The 17,289-nt window shown below is 49.3% G+C and carries 19 protein-coding genes; all 19 read right to left on the bottom strand.

Features of this window, described 5'->3' with window-relative positions; all coding sequences use genetic code 11:
• Entirely contained in the window at positions 1–1,020 is a 1,020-nt protein-coding gene (locus tag K1558_RS02405) for a phage late control D family protein (protein ID WP_238650007.1), read from the bottom strand.
• A gap of 11 nt (positions 1,021–1,031) precedes the next feature.
• Complete coding sequence (locus K1558_RS02400) at positions 1,032–1,238, bottom strand: tail protein X (RefSeq protein WP_274528331.1); 207 nt, start codon at positions 1,236–1,238, stop codon at positions 1,032–1,034.
• Complete coding sequence (locus K1558_RS02395) at positions 1,235–4,159, bottom strand: phage tail tape measure protein (RefSeq protein WP_238649764.1); 2,925 nt, start codon at positions 4,157–4,159, stop codon at positions 1,235–1,237. Before K1558_RS02395 ends, K1558_RS02400 begins: the two co-directional genes overlap by 4 nt.
• 145 nt (positions 4,160–4,304) lie before the next feature.
• On the bottom strand, positions 4,305–4,616 hold the full coding sequence (locus K1558_RS02390) for a phage tail assembly protein (protein WP_238649763.1): 312 nt from the start codon (positions 4,614–4,616) through the stop codon (positions 4,305–4,307).
• Between the two features lie 42 nt (positions 4,617–4,658).
• Positions 4,659–5,177, bottom strand: a complete 519-nt coding sequence (locus K1558_RS02385; protein WP_238649762.1) for a phage major tail tube protein — start codon at positions 5,175–5,177, stop codon at positions 4,659–4,661.
• 12 nt (positions 5,178–5,189) lie between these two features.
• Positions 5,190–6,635 carry a phage tail sheath family protein gene (locus tag K1558_RS02380; RefSeq protein WP_238649761.1) on the bottom strand — a complete coding sequence of 482 codons (1,446 nt, stop codon included), beginning with the start codon at positions 6,633–6,635 and terminating at the stop codon, positions 5,190–5,192.
• A complete protein-coding gene (locus K1558_RS02375; RefSeq protein ID WP_238649760.1) occupies positions 6,625–6,978 on the bottom strand; it encodes a hypothetical protein in 354 nt (117 codons plus the stop codon). The genes K1558_RS02380 and K1558_RS02375 overlap by 11 nt, the downstream gene beginning before the upstream one ends.
• A complete protein-coding gene (locus tag K1558_RS02370) occupies positions 6,975–7,409 on the bottom strand; it encodes a hypothetical protein (RefSeq protein WP_238649759.1) in 435 nt (144 codons plus the stop codon). Before K1558_RS02370 ends, K1558_RS02375 begins: the two co-directional genes overlap by 4 nt.
• Complete coding sequence (locus K1558_RS02365) at positions 7,406–7,975, bottom strand: phage tail protein (protein ID WP_238649758.1); 570 nt, start codon at positions 7,973–7,975, stop codon at positions 7,406–7,408. The genes K1558_RS02370 and K1558_RS02365 overlap by 4 nt, the downstream gene beginning before the upstream one ends.
• Positions 7,972–8,286, bottom strand: coding sequence for a hypothetical protein (locus K1558_RS02360; protein ID WP_238649757.1), 315 nt, complete (start codon positions 8,284–8,286; stop codon positions 7,972–7,974). Before K1558_RS02360 ends, K1558_RS02365 begins: the two co-directional genes overlap by 4 nt.
• Positions 8,273–8,617 carry a hypothetical protein gene (locus K1558_RS02355; protein WP_238649756.1) on the bottom strand — a complete coding sequence of 115 codons (345 nt, stop codon included), beginning with the start codon at positions 8,615–8,617 and terminating at the stop codon, positions 8,273–8,275. Before K1558_RS02355 ends, K1558_RS02360 begins: the two co-directional genes overlap by 14 nt.
• A gap of 13 nt (positions 8,618–8,630) precedes the next feature.
• Positions 8,631–9,773: a major capsid protein gene (locus K1558_RS02350; RefSeq protein WP_238649755.1), complete on the bottom strand. Its 1,143-nt coding sequence runs from the start codon at positions 9,771–9,773 to the stop codon at positions 8,631–8,633.
• Between the two features lie 15 nt (positions 9,774–9,788).
• The gene (locus tag K1558_RS02345; RefSeq protein WP_238649754.1) at positions 9,789–10,160 is read right to left on the bottom strand and encodes a head decoration protein; all 372 of its coding nucleotides are present in this window, start codon (positions 10,158–10,160) and stop codon (positions 9,789–9,791) included.
• 5 nt (positions 10,161–10,165) lie between these two features.
• Positions 10,166–11,317 (bottom strand): head maturation protease, ClpP-related, encoded by a 1,152-nt coding sequence (locus K1558_RS02340; RefSeq protein ID WP_238649753.1) that lies wholly within the window; start codon positions 11,315–11,317, stop codon positions 10,166–10,168.
• Positions 11,298–12,959: a phage portal protein gene (locus K1558_RS02335; protein WP_238649752.1), complete on the bottom strand. Its 1,662-nt coding sequence runs from the start codon at positions 12,957–12,959 to the stop codon at positions 11,298–11,300. The genes K1558_RS02340 and K1558_RS02335 overlap by 20 nt, the downstream gene beginning before the upstream one ends.
• Positions 12,960–13,210: 251 nt before the next feature.
• Positions 13,211–13,474 carry a hypothetical protein gene (locus K1558_RS02330; RefSeq protein WP_238649751.1) on the bottom strand — a complete coding sequence of 88 codons (264 nt, stop codon included), beginning with the start codon at positions 13,472–13,474 and terminating at the stop codon, positions 13,211–13,213.
• A 10-nt stretch (positions 13,475–13,484) separates the two neighbouring features.
• Positions 13,485–15,314: a phage terminase large subunit family protein gene (locus K1558_RS02325; RefSeq protein WP_238649750.1), complete on the bottom strand. Its 1,830-nt coding sequence runs from the start codon at positions 15,312–15,314 to the stop codon at positions 13,485–13,487.
• Complete coding sequence (locus K1558_RS02320; RefSeq protein WP_238649749.1) at positions 15,301–15,834, bottom strand: hypothetical protein; 534 nt, start codon at positions 15,832–15,834, stop codon at positions 15,301–15,303. The genes K1558_RS02325 and K1558_RS02320 overlap by 14 nt, the downstream gene beginning before the upstream one ends.
• Before the next feature lie 304 nt (positions 15,835–16,138).
• Positions 16,139–16,936 (bottom strand): toll/interleukin-1 receptor domain-containing protein, encoded by a 798-nt coding sequence (locus tag K1558_RS02315; protein WP_238649748.1) that lies wholly within the window; start codon positions 16,934–16,936, stop codon positions 16,139–16,141.
• Positions 16,937–17,289 lie beyond the last annotated feature (353 nt).

Raw genomic sequence — 17,289 nt, 5'->3', positions numbered from 1 at the left:
TTACCACCCCAGCACCTTGCGAATTTCCAAATCCGTTGTATATCCACTGCCCCCTATGGAGTGTTTAGCAGACTCAATAATGTATTTACCATCGAATCGCCCCCAGCCCTTGATATTGAGGGTTAATGTCGCTGCCATGCGGATATCCCCCATAAGGCTTAAACTGCCAGTGCCAACAAGTTTATTCTTTTCCCGTAATCTTTTACGCGCAAGTTGCAGCGCGGCCGCCTGAGAATCCGCCTGCTCATTAATCTTGAGTACAGGGCCGTTCTTCGGCGCTCCAGGCGGCGTATAGGTAGCACTTATTGCCTTTTTGGTCTTACTGTCCGTGTAACTGATCGTGCAGGAACGGTAAGCGGTATTCGCTGCACTCCAGCTAAAACTATGACCGAGAACATTGTCTTTTCCGCGAGTTATAGTTGCAATGGGGGCCTGTTGTTCATATTTAAATTCATCGAAGAGAACCAGACTTCCGCCGGATACCTTAATGGCTATGCCTTCCTTAGTCGCTGTTTCTTGAAGGAACCCAAAGTCCGATTGCAAAGCCTGCTCCAACCTGCTGTAAGAAGGATTTTCAGCTGCTTCATAAATTAATTTCAATCCCGCACGTTTTGCAATTTCCTGCGACACTGTTTTTAGTGTCGTCTTCTCCCACGCCTTAGAACGCTTCTCCATTTTTGCCCCGGAGCTGATTGGCAAAGATAAAGCTTTGATTGACACAACATCCGGCGGGCCTGATGAGTCGAATGTATCCACGACAAAACTGCCCAAGGGCAAGCTCTTAATTTCACCGGGACCGTCCCAGTTAATGGTTCGGATCTCTGCTTTTATCTTGTCACCTTCCGCCGGACTCCAGGGACCTTGCCAGTTATGGTCCCTGTCCTCTAAATCAATATTAAGGTCGTCCAATTGTCCGGTAGCGTCCATATAAACAAGGGCCGTCAATGATTCTGCGATATCGGCTGTCACATCCTTGCCGTTATACGACAGCACCAGGACGGCCCTGCGGGCATCTTGCATCTTCTCCAAGGCTATCCACCCCTTCGCCATGGCGGTAGCGTGTTGGAGGCTTCAGCAGGCATGTCAGGCACGTTAAGCACCAAATTACCGGAGAATACTACAGTAGAAGCATGAATTGGGTTGGCATTTATCAGTAGCGTCATGAGCTGCGCATTACCATACAACTTAAAGGCGACACCATCCCAGGTATCGCCTTGTAAGGTATTATAGGTTATCAACTTAGACTCACCCGCCTTTGTTGCTGCATAATTCCCTTGAGGCGCCGTTCCAAACCATCTTCTGAACGCCTTAAGGCTTCGTTTACCATCTGCATGATGGATGGATCTGCACCTGGAAGAGTAATGCTCGGTGAATAATGTACAACGACATTCCCCTGATTGTTCTCTGTGCTGGTGTAACCCATTAAATCATTGGCCATGTCCAGCAAAGAACGCGAACGTGGCTTATTGTTCAGCGGAATGGCAATTTCCGGACCGGCTTCACCGAAGATAGACGGCCGAGTTGCTATACCTCCTTCGGCATAGCCTTCAAACCCTGGATCTTTTAACGCGATACGACTGAGCTTTCTCCCTTCAGCCGTCTTTGTATCCGGCACTTGACCGGTTTGTTTCCAGACCAGTTCTAAATCGACCTTCTTCTCAGCAGGCAGCAGGTTCACCTCATCATTGAGCTGAGCAATAAGCTCTGCCGCTTTACGAAACCGCAGCTGCTCCTGATCCGATGCATCCTTGTATTTAGCGGCCATGGATTCTATAGAGCCTCCAAGGTCGTTTTCAATCATTTTCACTTGCATGTCATAATAATTTGACATGCTCGCTTCTGACTCTTTCATATCTGACTCTATTGCCTTTATTTTTTCATGGTACTTTTCGAATGATCCTTCTAATTCGCGGAAATCATCACCGAAGACTAAACCAAAACCTTGCCCACTATAAACTTTTCCTGTGATCTCAGTTGCTTTAGCAGCTAATTCTTCAAATTTCCTTCCCCTCTCGTCGCCATCTGTTACATTAAGGTCAATATTTTGATATTGAGCATTCAGTTCAACATAATCAGCATAGGATTTCCGAAGTTTTTCGTAGGCTTCATTTTGCTTCTTTAGATCATCTGTTGAATCAATATACTCAGCCTCCAGCTCAGGAAACTTTGCCTTAGCCTCTAAAGCAGCATGTTCCAGATCCCGGCGGCCCATTTCTGCCTGAGCCTCGTTAATTCTGCCTAGCAAATCAATTTGTTCGCGAAATCTATCCGTTTTTCTATCTTCTGCTGAGATGATATCTGGATTCATTTCAATCAGATCACTTTCGACCTGTTCCAGTTTTCGGCGGGCTTCGGTCAATTCATCTGCCGGTGTTTGGGCGTTCCCAATCTTTTCAGTGAGCCGGTCATACTCGCGGGTTAAATTCTGCGTCCGCTTATTGGCATGATCAAGTACGTCAAAGTCGGAATAGGCTGTCTCAAGCGCTTCGCCCATGTTCAGCAGTTCATCCCTGGCCTTTTCCTGATGTTTCTTATATGCCATAACCCCTAACGTAAGTGCACCGAGAGCTCCAACAGCAATACCTATTGGATTCGTCAGGAGACCAAGAACCTTACCGAATCCGCTGGCAGCTCCTCCGGCTCCGCTTGCAGCAGATCCAATAAGCCCTAATTTTTTGACAATGGAAACCGTGTTCTTCGCAAGCGCTGCAGCAGGCACACCCAAGGCAATAACCATCAGTAAATCTTGATTGTCAGCCATCCAATCCGCTAACCCCTGGAGCAAAGGCATCAATTTTTCCCCTATCGGAATTACCAAATCGGTCATAAGCTGACGCCCAATGGCCTGAAAGTCTTTACTCAAGGTATCATACTTAACTTTGGCAACTTCCTCCATGGTCTGCTTCGTCATGTCAAACTGCTGCCGGGCGGTGCCTAGCGCAGCAATTACCCCGGATTCCATATCCTCAAACTGAGTGCCGAACAGCGCGACTCCAAGCGTGCTTTTCTGAATGGGGTCCTTGATTTCGCCCAGCTTGTCGATTACCATTTGCATGGCGTCCTTCCCTTGAATCGCTCCAGAGGAAAGGTCTGAGAGGATTTTGTTGCCGCCTCCCATGATACCCTGCAGTGCCTCAAATGCTTTTGCAGATTTAGTGCCACCTGCTTTCAAATCTTTAACCAATTGGGCAGCAGTATCTTTAGAAACATGTTTCAGTAGTTCCAAATACTCAGCTGACTTTTCTGAGCCCTTAGTTAACTTTTGGGTGAATACTTCGATGTTTTCAGGGGCGAACAGAATCGACATTGCTGTCTGTGTAGCAGAACTACCATCCTTAATACGGATACCAAATTCTTTCACTGCGTCCCCGACTTTATCCAGATTAAAGGCTCCTGCTTCTAATCCCGCTGCAAATTGGTTGAACATCTCATTCGCGCTATACCCGAGCGTTTTATAGTAAATACTGTATTCATTGGCTGTATCAATCAACTCGTCCGATTTGTTAAGGCCCTTCTGCGCTCCTTGGGCAAGCAAATTATATGCCTGCTCTGAAGTCACCTTAAAGTTTCGCATCATTGTATCACTTGCTTTGACGGACTGCGTAATGTCCTCCCCGAAAACATCTCGGAACACAATCGCATTCTTGGTCATTTTCTCCAGTTCCTCACCGGAGGATTGCGAGACTTGCCGCACGGTTGCTATGGCTGCACCTAAATCGTTAAAATCCTCGCCCAGCCGATCATTGTACAAGTTCTCTGAACTTTCTTTCATAGCAACCATCTCTTCGGCGGTTACACCGGTAGCCGCCTGTAGCTGCGCCATAGCGTCCGATTGGTCTGCAATAGTTCCGACAATGTTCTGAAGGGATGCCCCTGCGCTTTCAATCAGCGCAAAAGCACCCATGTATTCAGCCATATTGCGTAAGGTATCACCGAAGCCGCCCGCAGAATCGTTTAAATTACGAATGGAATCATCTGCTCGGTCTGCATCGTCCCGCAGATCGTCTAAATCTCCCCGGCGGTTCATTTCCCGGAGCGCCCGCTCCAGCTCCTGGATGTGACGCTCGGCATCACCCATGGATTGCCGGAAAGAGGAATCCATGAGGCCATTTAGCCTAAAAGCAATATCATATTCCCTGCTTCGACTTGCACCAGCCACGTTTATTTCCCTCCTCCCTTAATCCGGGAAACCCGTTGTACCCAATCCCCTAAATCTTCTAAAGGCAGCGACAAATAGTAGGGGATTGGCGTAAAGGTCACCATCGACAAAGAGACGGCAAGGTCCTTAATCCCCTCACTGTCTCCTACAGCAGCAAAAAACTTTGTGCCTGCAACGTCAGACGGGTGAAGTCCTTGGCTGATAGAGCGCGGATCAGCCCCACATGTACGCCCGCAGCCTTTGCTACGACATAGGCTTGATACGCCTTATTCGTTTCCTTGACCATTTCACCGGACTGGCGGCCATTCTCTGCACGGAATTGCCGGTCACAGGTCAGAATATCTTCACCTGTTAGCTGTTCAAAGTCTAAAGTAATTTCCTTGAACTCTTCCCCTTCATATCGAACAGGTTTGGCAAAGGTGTAAACCTCTGCCGTACCCTGTATCTCTTCTGACATTCGTCATTCCTCCTCATAATCCCAAACGCTTGGGAATTTATTTTACAGCGCGAGATTCTCCCGTGTCTTAGCCAGGTAATCTACGCCAATCACCTTGTAGATATAATTTAGCTTGTCAATTTCCAGCACTTCCTCGCCATCAATAAGCACTTTGATGTAGTTGATTGAAAATGCCGTGGTGGAACTCATGGCCGTTGCAGCTTCCAAGCCGCCCAATCCGCCGCTGAGTGGACGTCCGCGCACGGTAACCTTCAAGGCGGACTCCATATATTCATTTGTCCCTGTATCAAATTTCTGAATTGAAGCCCGGAGGTCCAGTTCATGTACGATAGGAGCCAAAAGCTTTAATGAAGCTTTCTCCACTGTATTCCAGTTCAGCGTTAACGTCATGGCACTGGTTTGGCCCGGGGATGGAGCATCAAGTTCTCCAGCAATCCCGGCACCTTTAGTTGTCTCCGATAAAAATGCAATTTCAGGCAGGTCAGCTGTAGCCGTTCCCAAATATTCTTTCCCACCCAAAAACACCGAATAGTCTATAACGCGTTCTGATCTCTTAGGCATAATGCCCCTCCTTTATGCGAAGAGTGCCGACAAATACGACGCATCGTATTCAATCAGGAAATTGATTTCCTGCGCCGGCCCCGGCGGTGTAATGTACACATGAAAAGTAATTTTCCCAGACATGAGGTCCGACTGTGTATTCTCCGACTCCAAAAATTCGACCCGGCCGCCGAGCAAGGCACCAGAAGCCGTCAAACCATTCAGCCAGATATTCACGCTATCCGTCACCGCAGCAATCAGCCGCTTATTCATCGGATCGTCAACCTTTTGCATGTAAGTAAGAATCAGACTATTGCCCACCCAGTTGAACATGCGGCGGATCGGGATAAAACTATCCTTGGGGTCCGTCACTCCAGGAAAGGCCCCGGTATAGTTTCCCCAGCTCCTCCAGCCGCTGGTTCCCAGGTTGACAGCTGTCATGATGCCCAGGCCGTTCAGGTAGGTGGCCTGATCCATGCCCAAATACTGAGCCTTACCGTCCGCCAGCGCTGTACCGTCCGCCTGCAAGCCCTTATTAGACGGTGATACAAAGGGAATGCCTCCGTTTACTGCATCCGTGGTTGCAATCAGGCCCGCGAGCTGTGTTGAAAAATGAAATCGCTTGTCACCCAGCGTTAACATCGGATAGGTGGCTATTTGCAGTGTCCCGGTGTAGCTCTTCTCCGACTTCCATGCCCCGGCATCGGTGAAGGGCTGCGCCGGATCAATATCCGTTAACGCTATGGCCTTAAAATTACCGTTGATATTTCCAGCCTTCGCCTTCATCACGGCGGCAACCGCCGGATAATGAGACCAGCCCGGGGCCAGCAGCAGGTCAGGTAGGATGCCGAAGCGCGGGTACGCCTGGTTGACCAGCTCGAAGCCCGTGTAAGTACCGTCCATTGTTACCCCGCCGATAATGTCGTCAGCATCAACAGCGGTCGGGTTGAGTTTGTCATATCCAACCTGTAACTGCGCTACGCTGGCACCGATAACCCCGGTTGATTTTGTAGTGATCATCACATGGCCGTTATCATCAAATGCTGCAGTATAGTCCGTAACCTTGCTGTATGTGGTCGCACCATCGGCGGACTTGACCACAACGGACGGCAACAATACGCCATCAACTGCCAATGTCGCCACCCGGTTACTGACCGGCAGCGCCGCAGGGGCGACCGTTGTCTTGTGATTGGCTGGGTCCAGCACATTGACCAGGATCATAGGAGCTTTGGCGTACAGGGCAAAGTGGGAGTAAATCATTTCTGATAAGGTGTAATCATCCCAATTATCGCTATAACCCATTGCGGCCACCGCCTCCGCATAATTAAACACCAGCACTGGAGTATTAACCGGTACCGGCGCGGATGCCAGGTGTACAGGCGCTGTCCCTACAACAAACGGTATGCCGCTGTCCGCTTGGGTAGGAGCCAATACAGAGGTGGGTTGTTCGATGATTGTAACGCCGTGCTTAATGGACATCGTTCGTCACTCCTTTCAATAAAGACTGGTACGCCAAATATTCCGGCGTTCCGGTTTTGGTAATACGCGCCTGAGCTTCCACCATTTCGTCTACAGGTACAATCAGCGCGGTTACGTCCAGCTGCTCAACGAGTATCGGCTGCAAGTACGCAGGGATACCTCCACGGAATACCGTTGACTGTAACAGACGACCGCCCGGCAGGTTCGGTCCCAGGTAGATGCTTGGGCCTTTTGGGGTTTCGGCTGCGGGTTCTGAATCGATGGACGGCAATGGTGCCTTTACCTCGCCCGTATCAGCCAAAATCATATTTTGTATATCCCGTTCTTCTCTTTTTCGCGTCATAAATGTTTTGCCTCCTGTCTAATTTGCGGAAGAGTCCATGTCGTTTCCGCCTGACATATCCATTGCGGTTCTGGCTGATCCTCAAGAAACTTCCACTTCCAATTGGGATCGATTCGGAATTTTTTATCAATGATCCGCTGCCGCATAAGCAGGATACGCACCCTCTCCATGAGGTTAAGCACATCAATAAATCCAGAATCGTCCTCGGATTGAGTGCCAAAGATCAGCTTCACCTTCGCTCGGCTCTCATCATTGTCACTGTCGCCCTCCATGGGGCGGATAATAATCAGCGGAAACACCGGGTCATTGCGTGTCTCCGCCGTTTTACTCGGCACCGCGCCCAAGTATACCGCTGGCCGTGTTGCCGCGTCATCGGCCAGCTCCGCGCGAAAGAAATCTTGTAAAGCCAGCATCAGCATGACAGGCGTCATGTGCTTCCACCTCCCAGGCGGCGATTCAATTCGTGTTCCATCCGCTTATCCATTTCTTCAACGGCCACATTCTCCAGGTGTTCAGTGACTCCGGGATTGTTGAGCATGACCGGCACAGCCGGTCCGTAAATTTCCTCTACAGGCAAGCGCGGGCGGGCGGTCCGGCGGAAGATCCCAATGTGCCCGCTGCTCATCCGGGCGATAAACGCCTTATCAATGGCTTTGTTGCCTCCCGCCCGCTTTACAGCAGCCTTAAGTACCCTCGGCTTCTTCCCGCCCAGGGCTTTCGGGTTGGTCCGAAACTTAACAATCGGAATATTTCCGCCCTTCCAGCGCAATTCGCTGTTCAGATTGGAGAGACTGCCGCGCTTTAAAACAACCTGATCGGTAACAGCCTTGGACTTAACAATGTACGTTTCCCGCGCTTTACGGCCGGATTCAGTCTTTAACCGCTGTGAAGTCCGGTTTAGCGCGGAGTAAAAGGACTTCCGAACATCCGGTTCCAGTCTCCCAAGCCGCCGGATGGCCTCTTTGATGCCCCTTGCTTCGGCGCGGAGGTCCGTCATGTGACGTACGCCTCCAGGCCGAGTGACAGCATGCCCATGTTAGCGTCCACCCGAGCTATGCGATACCGGCGATCATTAATGAAGATCATTTCATCCTGCTTCGGTTCTTCACCGAATTCCGCAAGACTCACATAGAGCGTGTGCGATATCATGGATACCCCTTCCTCTGCCGCCCAAGGATGTTCGGTATCCGCCGTCTGATCCAGAACAGCCGTCATAACAGTTCCGTTGATCTTGAATAAATCGCCATACTCCTCTGGATTAAGAAAGGTGTTTCGATCAGACGCAAGATATTCCTTAAACGTCTTCATCGGTTTCCGCCTGATCATAGTAATCAGAATACTGTTGCAGACGCTGCTCTTCGTTAGAATCCGGCTCAATTCCCAATTCAAGTAAGAACTCTTTCTGCTTTGCCGCTTTCATCTTGCCGAAATCCTCAACGGTAGGTAGTTCCTGCAGCTCATACCCGCTTCTGAGCAGATCCTTATTTAACATCTGATCCGCTACAAAGGAGCCATCCACAAGGGCTATATCTTGACTGGATAGATGTGCTACTTCTGAAGGATCGGCATCAAAAAAGGAGCCCCTTGGATGCAGGACCCCTTCATGTTTGATAAACCCTTTATTCACTTGATACTTCAATAAGTCCGCCTCCTTAGATGGTATTAATTACAGCCCAGGAATCAATATCGAAGGCTTTCGGTAATGGTCTGGACTTCAGCACAAGTGATTTGGTATCTGTGTCACGGTTGACCGTCACTTTGGATACGCGCGGTGCTTCCACTGTGACAAAGTTAATCGACTCCTCAGGAATGATTGTAATTGCGCCATATAGCATTTCGCCCAGGTCGCGAGCACCAATGACAACCTTGTCCGCCTCAATGTAAGGCTTGAGGATACCAGCCGTTTCGTCATAATACCATGCGGAATACGTGTACAAGTCAATACCCAGCTCTGTCAAACGGCCGATGTATGCATATCCGTTACCGTTTTGAAGGTTCAGCTGCGGATTAAATGAACCGAACTGAGCATATCTCAGATCCATGTACTTATCCATGAAGACGGAATCATCCAGCAAGTTACGTGCTGCACCACGGCCTAATACAGCCACCTCTGGATTCCATCCAGCTTGCCGGACAATTTCGACGCCATCCGAAAGGTCTGAGTATTTTTTGGAAGTCGATTGATTCCAGCGACTCGTTCCCGTTAGATTAATCGTGTTGTCAAAACCAAAATCAATTGTATCTTCCCGCACCTTAGTTGCGGTATCATCCACGTAACCTGAAACCGTTACAACTCCGGTTTGCATCAACTGCCCGATCATGATTTCCTCGCGGCGAACGGCCATATCTTCCAGCTCGTTATAATCGTTCTGCATCATAATCAGCGCCCGCTCTTCAGGAGTCAATCCCCCAAACACGCTCTCACCAACTGTACGTTGTTGCAGTAAATCCACATCATATGGACGAGAGAGGTTAATGAATGGAGGCGTGTAAATATCTGTACGAAACCCGTCCCGGCGAATATTGACCGGGCGCGAACCTTCAGCCACAAACGGCGCTGCCCGCTGCCGGCTCTTATAAAAATCCATCATGACATGTTTGGTCTGGAACGTCTGAAAGCTCGGCATGAATGTATCCCTCAGGAAAGTTGTCACCGGCATGCGGTGAATATGGGCCTGACCCATGGTTTGCGTTTCATTAATACTCACATTCCCATTAAATCCCGGAACGGCGTTCTGCGGGCGCGTCAGTCCACGCTGTAAACGATTGACAATAGTGCTTTGTCTTAGTTTCATCTCTTCAACTCCCCCTTAGTAGTCTGTTCTATAGTGAATATTGACTTCGCGAAGTTCCTCTGCATGAGAAAGTAAGGTATCTCCTGCGGCTACAATTAAGACATCAGCATTGAATATGCCTGTTTTAAAAGCAACAGCCTGCACCGAAACTGTGCCGGTATCCACATCTTCAGCCAGTACAAACCGTGCTACATCACTACCATCGGTCGCCGTAGCGTCTACTAGCTTCGCCTGATTATCGGTAGTGACGATACCGAGCACCGAACCTTTCTTCAGCTCGCCCTGGTTAGGAGCCAGGGTAACGGAAGTTGTTAATGCTGAAACCTCAGTTCCAGCAAAGAATGTACGGAACCCGCCATTCTCGAATCTCGCAAAGTTATTTTCCAAACTGATTACCCCCTTCTCAGATTCTGTGGCCGTCCGGATTGGGATGCCGCGGCGAATGTACTGAATACTGCGTTCACATCTTTAAGATTGTTCAGGTCATATTCCTTTTCGCCACCCTGCTCCAATGTTTGACCTTGTACGCTACCCGTTCCCGCTGCTGCATTGGCTGCTACTGCTTGATTAAATAAACCAGCATTCAGCATTTTCCCTTCCTTCATGGCCTTGAATGCCAGCTGCTCGGCGGAAATCGGGTTATTATATTTGGCATCATTCACCAACTCAGAATCAATGTTTGCCGCAATTGCGTCAATTCCTTTCAGTCTCTCACGTTCAGCTGCTGCTGCATCAACGATAGGCAACGGTATAGCCGCTGCTTGAGGCGCTGCAACGGGTGGTACTACCGGTGGTGCGGCAGGCACCGGAGAATTAACTGGGTTTCCTGGTGTTCCTGGTGTTCCTGGCATACTTGGTTCCTCTCCTTCGTGTTTCAAAAATGGATTGTTCTTCATCTTACTTGTGTCCACGGCAAGCGAATTGACGATAGCATATTTACCGGCGTTAACAACTTCAACGGTTTTGTCATAAAGCACTTCATCCGCAAAGCCCATCTCCAACGCCTGTTTGCCAGTCATGTAAGTCTCGTTGCTCATGAGTTTGGAAATCTCTTTGTCCGTCAGGTTTGATTTGATCATATAGGCGGCGACAATACTATTCTTCACTTGATCTAGCAAATCTTTCATCCCCGCCAGATCCTCGGCATTGAAATAGCCGCTAATGCCAATCAATGGATCATGTATCATCAGCGTAGCATTCACAGGCATAATCAGTTTGTCAGCAGCCATTGCAATGACGCTGGCCGCCGAAGCCGCAATACCGTCGATATACACGGTAATGGCAGCTTTATTCCGTTTAAGCACATTGTGAATCGTGTGGGCGGCGTACACATCCCCGCCGTCACTGTTGATATACACTGTGATATTCTTCTTGGCTCCGAGTGCATTCAAATCACGGACAAACGCTACCTTATCTGATACCTCTTCCCCGAAGTATTCATAGACCCAGCCGTCACCGTTTACAATGGGGCCATACACATACAGTTCTGCCTCGTCCTCACTGGTGCTCACCATGTTCCAAAATTTAAGCTTTGGAATCGTCATCTTCTTTCTCACCTCCTTCATCCGGTCCCTTGCTCGGATTAATGATGTTCGGCAGGCCGGCGCGGCTGTCCCATTCTCGGCGCAGCACATCGATGTTTGAATCCCAGTCCATACCGGTTAATTCGCTGGTTTCCTTCTCAAAGGTGGAGAACCCGTAATTTATCCGCATCGCGGAAGCCGTGACCTCTTTAATCGGGTCAATTTGCCCCGGGCTAGGCCCGATCCAAAGGGCGGCACTCCAAAGTTTCCGGCGTGCCGGGTCCGCAAAAAAACCGGGTGCTTGAATGCGCCCGGTTGCGATGGCTTCAAAGAGCCAGGTTTCATATAGAGGCTGACAAAAATCCGTTGCGAACCAATCACGCCGGTCCCGGAATGTTCTCCATGCCTGCAGCAGCGCCGCACGAGACGCCGAATAACTGCTATTAAATACGCCCAGCAGCACTTCAAACGGCATGTCTAACGCCGAACCAGCCAGCTTGGCCATCGTCATGGTGAAGGAATCAAAGCCTGCTGTCGGGTGCTGCGGATCTCCGAAGGTCACATCTTCGCCCGCTCCTAAAACGTTGATCGTCCCTGGACCCATTTCATAACTTGCTAACCGGTCCTCCAGGGACATTTCAATCTGGTCTTCGGGTGCAATCGAACCGGAAAACGGAATATCATTCTTAGTTCCACCATCCACCTTTATAAAGGCTGCGAAGAAGCTATTAACAATAGCCGCAGCAATCTCAGCATCCGCATAACGGTTCATCTGCTTTACCTGCTCAATTACAGGAGCCAGGTAAGGCACGCCGCGATACTGATCAGGTCGCTCCGGATCAACGATAAACAGGCAATTGGGCAGCCCCGTAACCCGGTTAATTGATTCGACCCGAGCCCAGCTGATTGGCTTTCTGGTGGGCAGCAATGAATTCGGATGCTTATTACTGATCCAGTAAGCAATCACTTTGCCGCTCGCATCTGTCTCCACCCCGTTTTGAATGGCACCGCCGGACGGCAGCTCTGCATAGGTTCCTGGGGCCACACTTGCCGCCCCATAAAAGGCTTGTCCAAAATGTTGCTGCGGGTTATTCAGACGATCCGCTTCTACCAGTTGAATCCGCAGGCGGTACGGATTCAGCATTTCCTTCTGATCCGCGTATTTAATGACACCCAACGAATCACCGTTAAGTAGCCACCCGGTAAGTGCGATACGCTGGGCATCATAAAAGTCATTTAATCCGGTATGGTCAATCTTGGAACTGGCCCACAAACCAAATTCAAATTTGGTTTTGTCTTCCCATTCCTTCGCCTGCTCCGGTGTCATGCCGAGCATACGGTAATTGAGTTGACATTTCAGAGACAATCCAGAACCGAGAACATTTGACTTGTTTTTATTGATTGCACCAGTAGCCAGGCCGCCACTCATGTATAAATCGCGCGAACGTTCCCGAAGCAATGGAAGATTACTGCCCAGATCCTCTTGCGGGCTACGGCTGTCACTCTCCCACCCCTGCATTGACTTTTTCCGCCGGCTGGCTCCGCTATGACTGTATCCGCTGTTCGTAATTTGATGCAGGACGGCCATATGCGCACGGGCAGCCTGACGTTTTAACCCACGGACCGGAGAAAACCAATTAACCGCCTTATCAATAAAGTTCACACGCTACACCTACTCTCCGGGCGTTATACACGCGGCGGCCAGTCCCACTTTCCTCCGCCTTGCCCTTGTACTACATTTTGATTGAAGAACATCCCTGTCGGGTTGAGGACACACAAGTCAACACAGGTCGCATTGTGCACCTGCGTGATAATGGCTGCTCTCGGTTCGCTTGGGAACTCTCGTCCCGGTGTCCCATAGCTTTGGTAATGAACCATTCTTCCTACTGATGGATATTGCACCTTCATTCCTCCTTATAGATCCCGGTATACGACCCGGTAAGATTTCCGTTTATCTGATCCTTGAGCCAAAGCATTCTCCAACTCGTCTTTCCTGTCTTCCAATTCCGTGATCTGCTCACGGATCGCATTCAGGTCGCCACGCTTCAGGCTCCGGCTTCCAAGGCTGTACTCTTGAGCACCGCCGAGAATAGCTTCCTCTGCAGCGTAATAACCATCCAACCGCCGAATTACAGACTCGAGCCGCTGCTCTACCCGGACACGCTGACGCAGGTCCATCCCAAATCACCTACCATATGTTCTGCTTTTTAACATACTTCTTCTTGCTAACCGGCTTCTTTGCGCTGCTCGGTGCCGGGGCTGCCCCCGTTCGCAAAGCTTGTTCAAAAATAGGTTGAATGATTTCCAGCGCAGCCACCGCATAGTTCCGTAAATCGAACGGTTCATTTCGTGCAGTCGTCTTAATCCATTCATACCGGGGTTTCCCTCGCGTGAAACGGAGTGCCTTGCGCTCTGACGTCAACCCTTTGAAGTACTTTTGCGAATACCCCTTGTCTGCAGCAATCGGGAAATGACAATAGCCCGGTGCCTCTTCTTCCAGCTGCAGGTTTGAAGTAATCCGCTCCTTGCCGGCATCAACCCCGACACGGATCAGCAAGCATTTCTCCCGGTTCTTCCGGCTTGAACCGATAATGATCGGCTTACCGGGACCTCCTTCCCCTTTGATAGCATAGATACGGCGATGTTCCCGTTTCACACAATACTTATAGACCTCAGTAGTATGATGGCCCCCTGAATCGATACACGCCGCTGCAATGATTACACCAGAACCGTCTTCCCGCAGCCATTTGCGTTCCAGGAATGCATCCAGCTGCAGCCAGGTGTCCGGATGATCCGGCTTGCCGTGAATCGTATGATACTGGATTCCCCAGCTTTCTTTCCCAGCTCCCCAGCCTACAACTTCAATTTCCAGGCGATCATCCTGTGTATCGATCCCAGCCGTGAGCAGAACCGCACTGTCAGGAACATCAACTTCATGCCCGTAATCTTCCCGCCGCTTGTACAGTTCTTCATCGTCCAGCTTTTCGCCGGTCTCTTCCCACGTTTCGCCTAACGCGGTATTGGTCCAGGTCTTAAGCATTTCTTTGCCGCCCTTGACCGCTTCCTTGAAGTTATGAACTATTTCCTTCCAGCTCACGAATGTGCTGGCCATCTCGTTCAAGTGAAACCCGCGTGTCTTCGCATTCTCCTTCCTAGCAATCCACTTTCCGATACCCGCCTTCCATTCATGTTCACCGTGAAGTGCTCCGCATGTACGGCAGGCGTGATCCACCTTGATAGTAATCCGCGCTTCTTCGTCATACTCGAAATGAATCTGCTTCCAACTGAAGGGCTGATACTCCCCGCAGCTCGGACACGGCAAGCACCACTGTTCCATACTGCTTTCCTCATAGGCAAATTCAATACGGGATGCATATTTAGTGGTCGGCGTACTGACCATAATCCGCTTGCGATTCCAAAAGGTAGTGGTTCTCTTAGAAACCAGGTTAACCGGGTCGCCCTCAGTCCCTGCAGATGCCGGGTAACGATCCACTTCATCCAGCAGCACAACCCGAATCGGGCGGCTGGCCAGTGAAGCTGGCGCATTTGAACCGGCTAAAGTGATGTGACCGCCGGGAAATTTTTTATGCATCAGAGTGTTGCCGCTGCTCTTACTCTTTACATCACGGATCTTTTTGCCAAGCGTGGGAGTGTCCCGAATCATCGGGGCAAGTCGGTCCTTGGAAAACGCTTCGGCCATTTGCTCCGTTGGTTGAACCAACATGATAGGTGCTGGGTCGTGGTCTACAAAGTATCCGATAGCGTTAAGCAGTATTTCTGTCTTCCCGACTTGGGCGGAAAACATCATGACGATGTTCTGCACCTGCGGATCATTAATGGCATCCATGACGTCTTTCTGAAACGGCGCTCTGCTTGTTCTCCACTGCCCCGGCTCCGCTGATGCTTCTGGAGACAGGCGGCGATAAGCATCCGCCCACTCGGAAACAGTAAGATCCGGCGGCGGCGCGGCAAGCTTGGCAACCCCACGTACTAATTTTGATAATTTAGCTGGTATCATCGTTGCTCAACTCCACGAATTCCGAGCTTGCTGCATAAAATTTCTGGGGATCGTAGTCGGATAGCTCCATTAATGCATCGTGAACCTCGCGGGTTAGCATACTCAATATGACCGGCAGTTCGTCTTTCCCCAACAATTGAGGCGCTAATTTAGAGGGAATGGCAAGGATTCGGGAGCGAAATGCCGCCACCATATCATTCATAACGAGCTCAACGTCCCCAGAACGGTGCAAATCTCCCTCCATTACAGCCAGTTCAAGCTCCGCTTTTTTCCGTTTTGCCCGTTCATGCATCGCTCTTTCGTCGAAATAGTCCACTCCAGAGCCGCCGTCACCCGTTTCCGCCTGAAATCTGATGTAATTCTGAACACTGCCGGACGCCATATACTTACCCCGACCACTTCTGACGATGATACCTTCTTCTGCCAGCTGCTGGATTCGTCTTGGAGTCAGCCCAAGCAAGTCCGCCATCTGTATGGCGGTAACAACCATTTCGCTTTGACCATCACCTAATTTCGCCATTCCCTCCCCTTCACCCCCTCCTCATAGCGCCTCTGAACATAACAAAAACCCTTGCTCTATAAGGGTTTTTACGATATTCAAGATATGCGGTTTTTTATGCATGGCCATGTATAACGAAACGAAGCGATCATTTTGAAATTCTATCTAGCCAGAAATCGGGCTCACGCGCACCCGCACCCCGCCCCGGACCCGGGAAGGACCCAGAAACCAAAATCAGGGAAAAAATCAACAAAAAAGAGCCGCTTCTCAGCGACTCCGACTTATTGCTTTGGGTTTGTTATTGAATTTCATCCACACAACACCGTCACGACTCATTCAATTCAAGAGTATAGCGTTCCTTATCTTCGTGCTTAGATAATAACGTATCTAAATAGCTTATTGGAACAAAATCTCTCAGTAAGTTAACAATTACTTGAGGAGGTATATTCTCTCTCACAAGTTTTCCAGTTAATTCATCAGCAATTTTTCTATGGATATGAATGCCACTAACTGGAGGTGAGCTGTGTTGTCTATTATATTCAATGGATCTAAGTCTTTTATCAATATTACGAGTAGCAGACAGTACATCTAACATTATTTCATCATTAGGGCGCTTTATTTCTGATTCTGGAGTATCCGGAGTTTCAGACATAATCAATTCGAGTCCAGCTTCAAATTGCGGAAAATAAGTCTCAAATACTTTCTCCAACACTTTTTCTTTTAATGCCTTATCTTGAAGAGATGAATTTAACGTTCTAACCAACTGCCACAATCCAGCTTTATCAGGATAAGTATGATTGAATTGGGCAAGAGGATCTCCGATATCAGTAGGTACAAGATCAATTAGGAAGGTGAGTACTCGGTTGGATGATAAACCTTTTGCTAAAGCCCCAGCCTCAAATAATATCCAAGGTTTTTCCTTGTTAGCCTTGGTTAAACAGATAATTCCTATTGAAGTATCTTTTAGTTGGTCAGTAATTTCGGAAAACCACAATGATCCTCTGTCAATATCTTTACTAGACATCCAGGGATCGATAGCTTGTAAAACGCATTGAAGCCAGTCATCTAATAGTTCCCCAACCTTTCTGCTCTTATCTCCAGACCAACTAATAAATACTTTCATCCTCACATACCCCTCATTAAATCAAGATAACCACTAAGGTAAATAATACCTTTTGTGTATGAGAAGTCAATCAAAAAGGATTACTACTTTCTGAATATTCCAAAGCGTTTGGAATTATCCCTGAGCATTACGTGCTCAGTAAAGGGCTGCTAACCGTGACTCTCACACGGCTTTGGTCGGTTGATGCTCTCTTTGCAGCGCCTTACTCAATTCATAATGATATGATAGCCCGTATTTCTATGGCGCCCGGGCGGAGCGCGGTGAGGGTGCTTATTAAACCCACATCCCCCGTATCAGACCGCCGCAACTGGTGCTATCAGATCCTCCCAATAAATGCGGACTCACCGCTCAGC

The sequence above is a fragment of the Paenibacillus piscarius genome, assembly GCF_022234545.1.
GTDB classification, from domain to species: domain Bacteria; phylum Bacillota; class Bacilli; order Paenibacillales; family Paenibacillaceae; genus Paenibacillus_AQ; species Paenibacillus_AQ piscarius.
The sequence above is the reverse complement of the archived record's forward strand: the minus strand, read 5'-3'. Positions and strand labels throughout refer to the sequence as shown.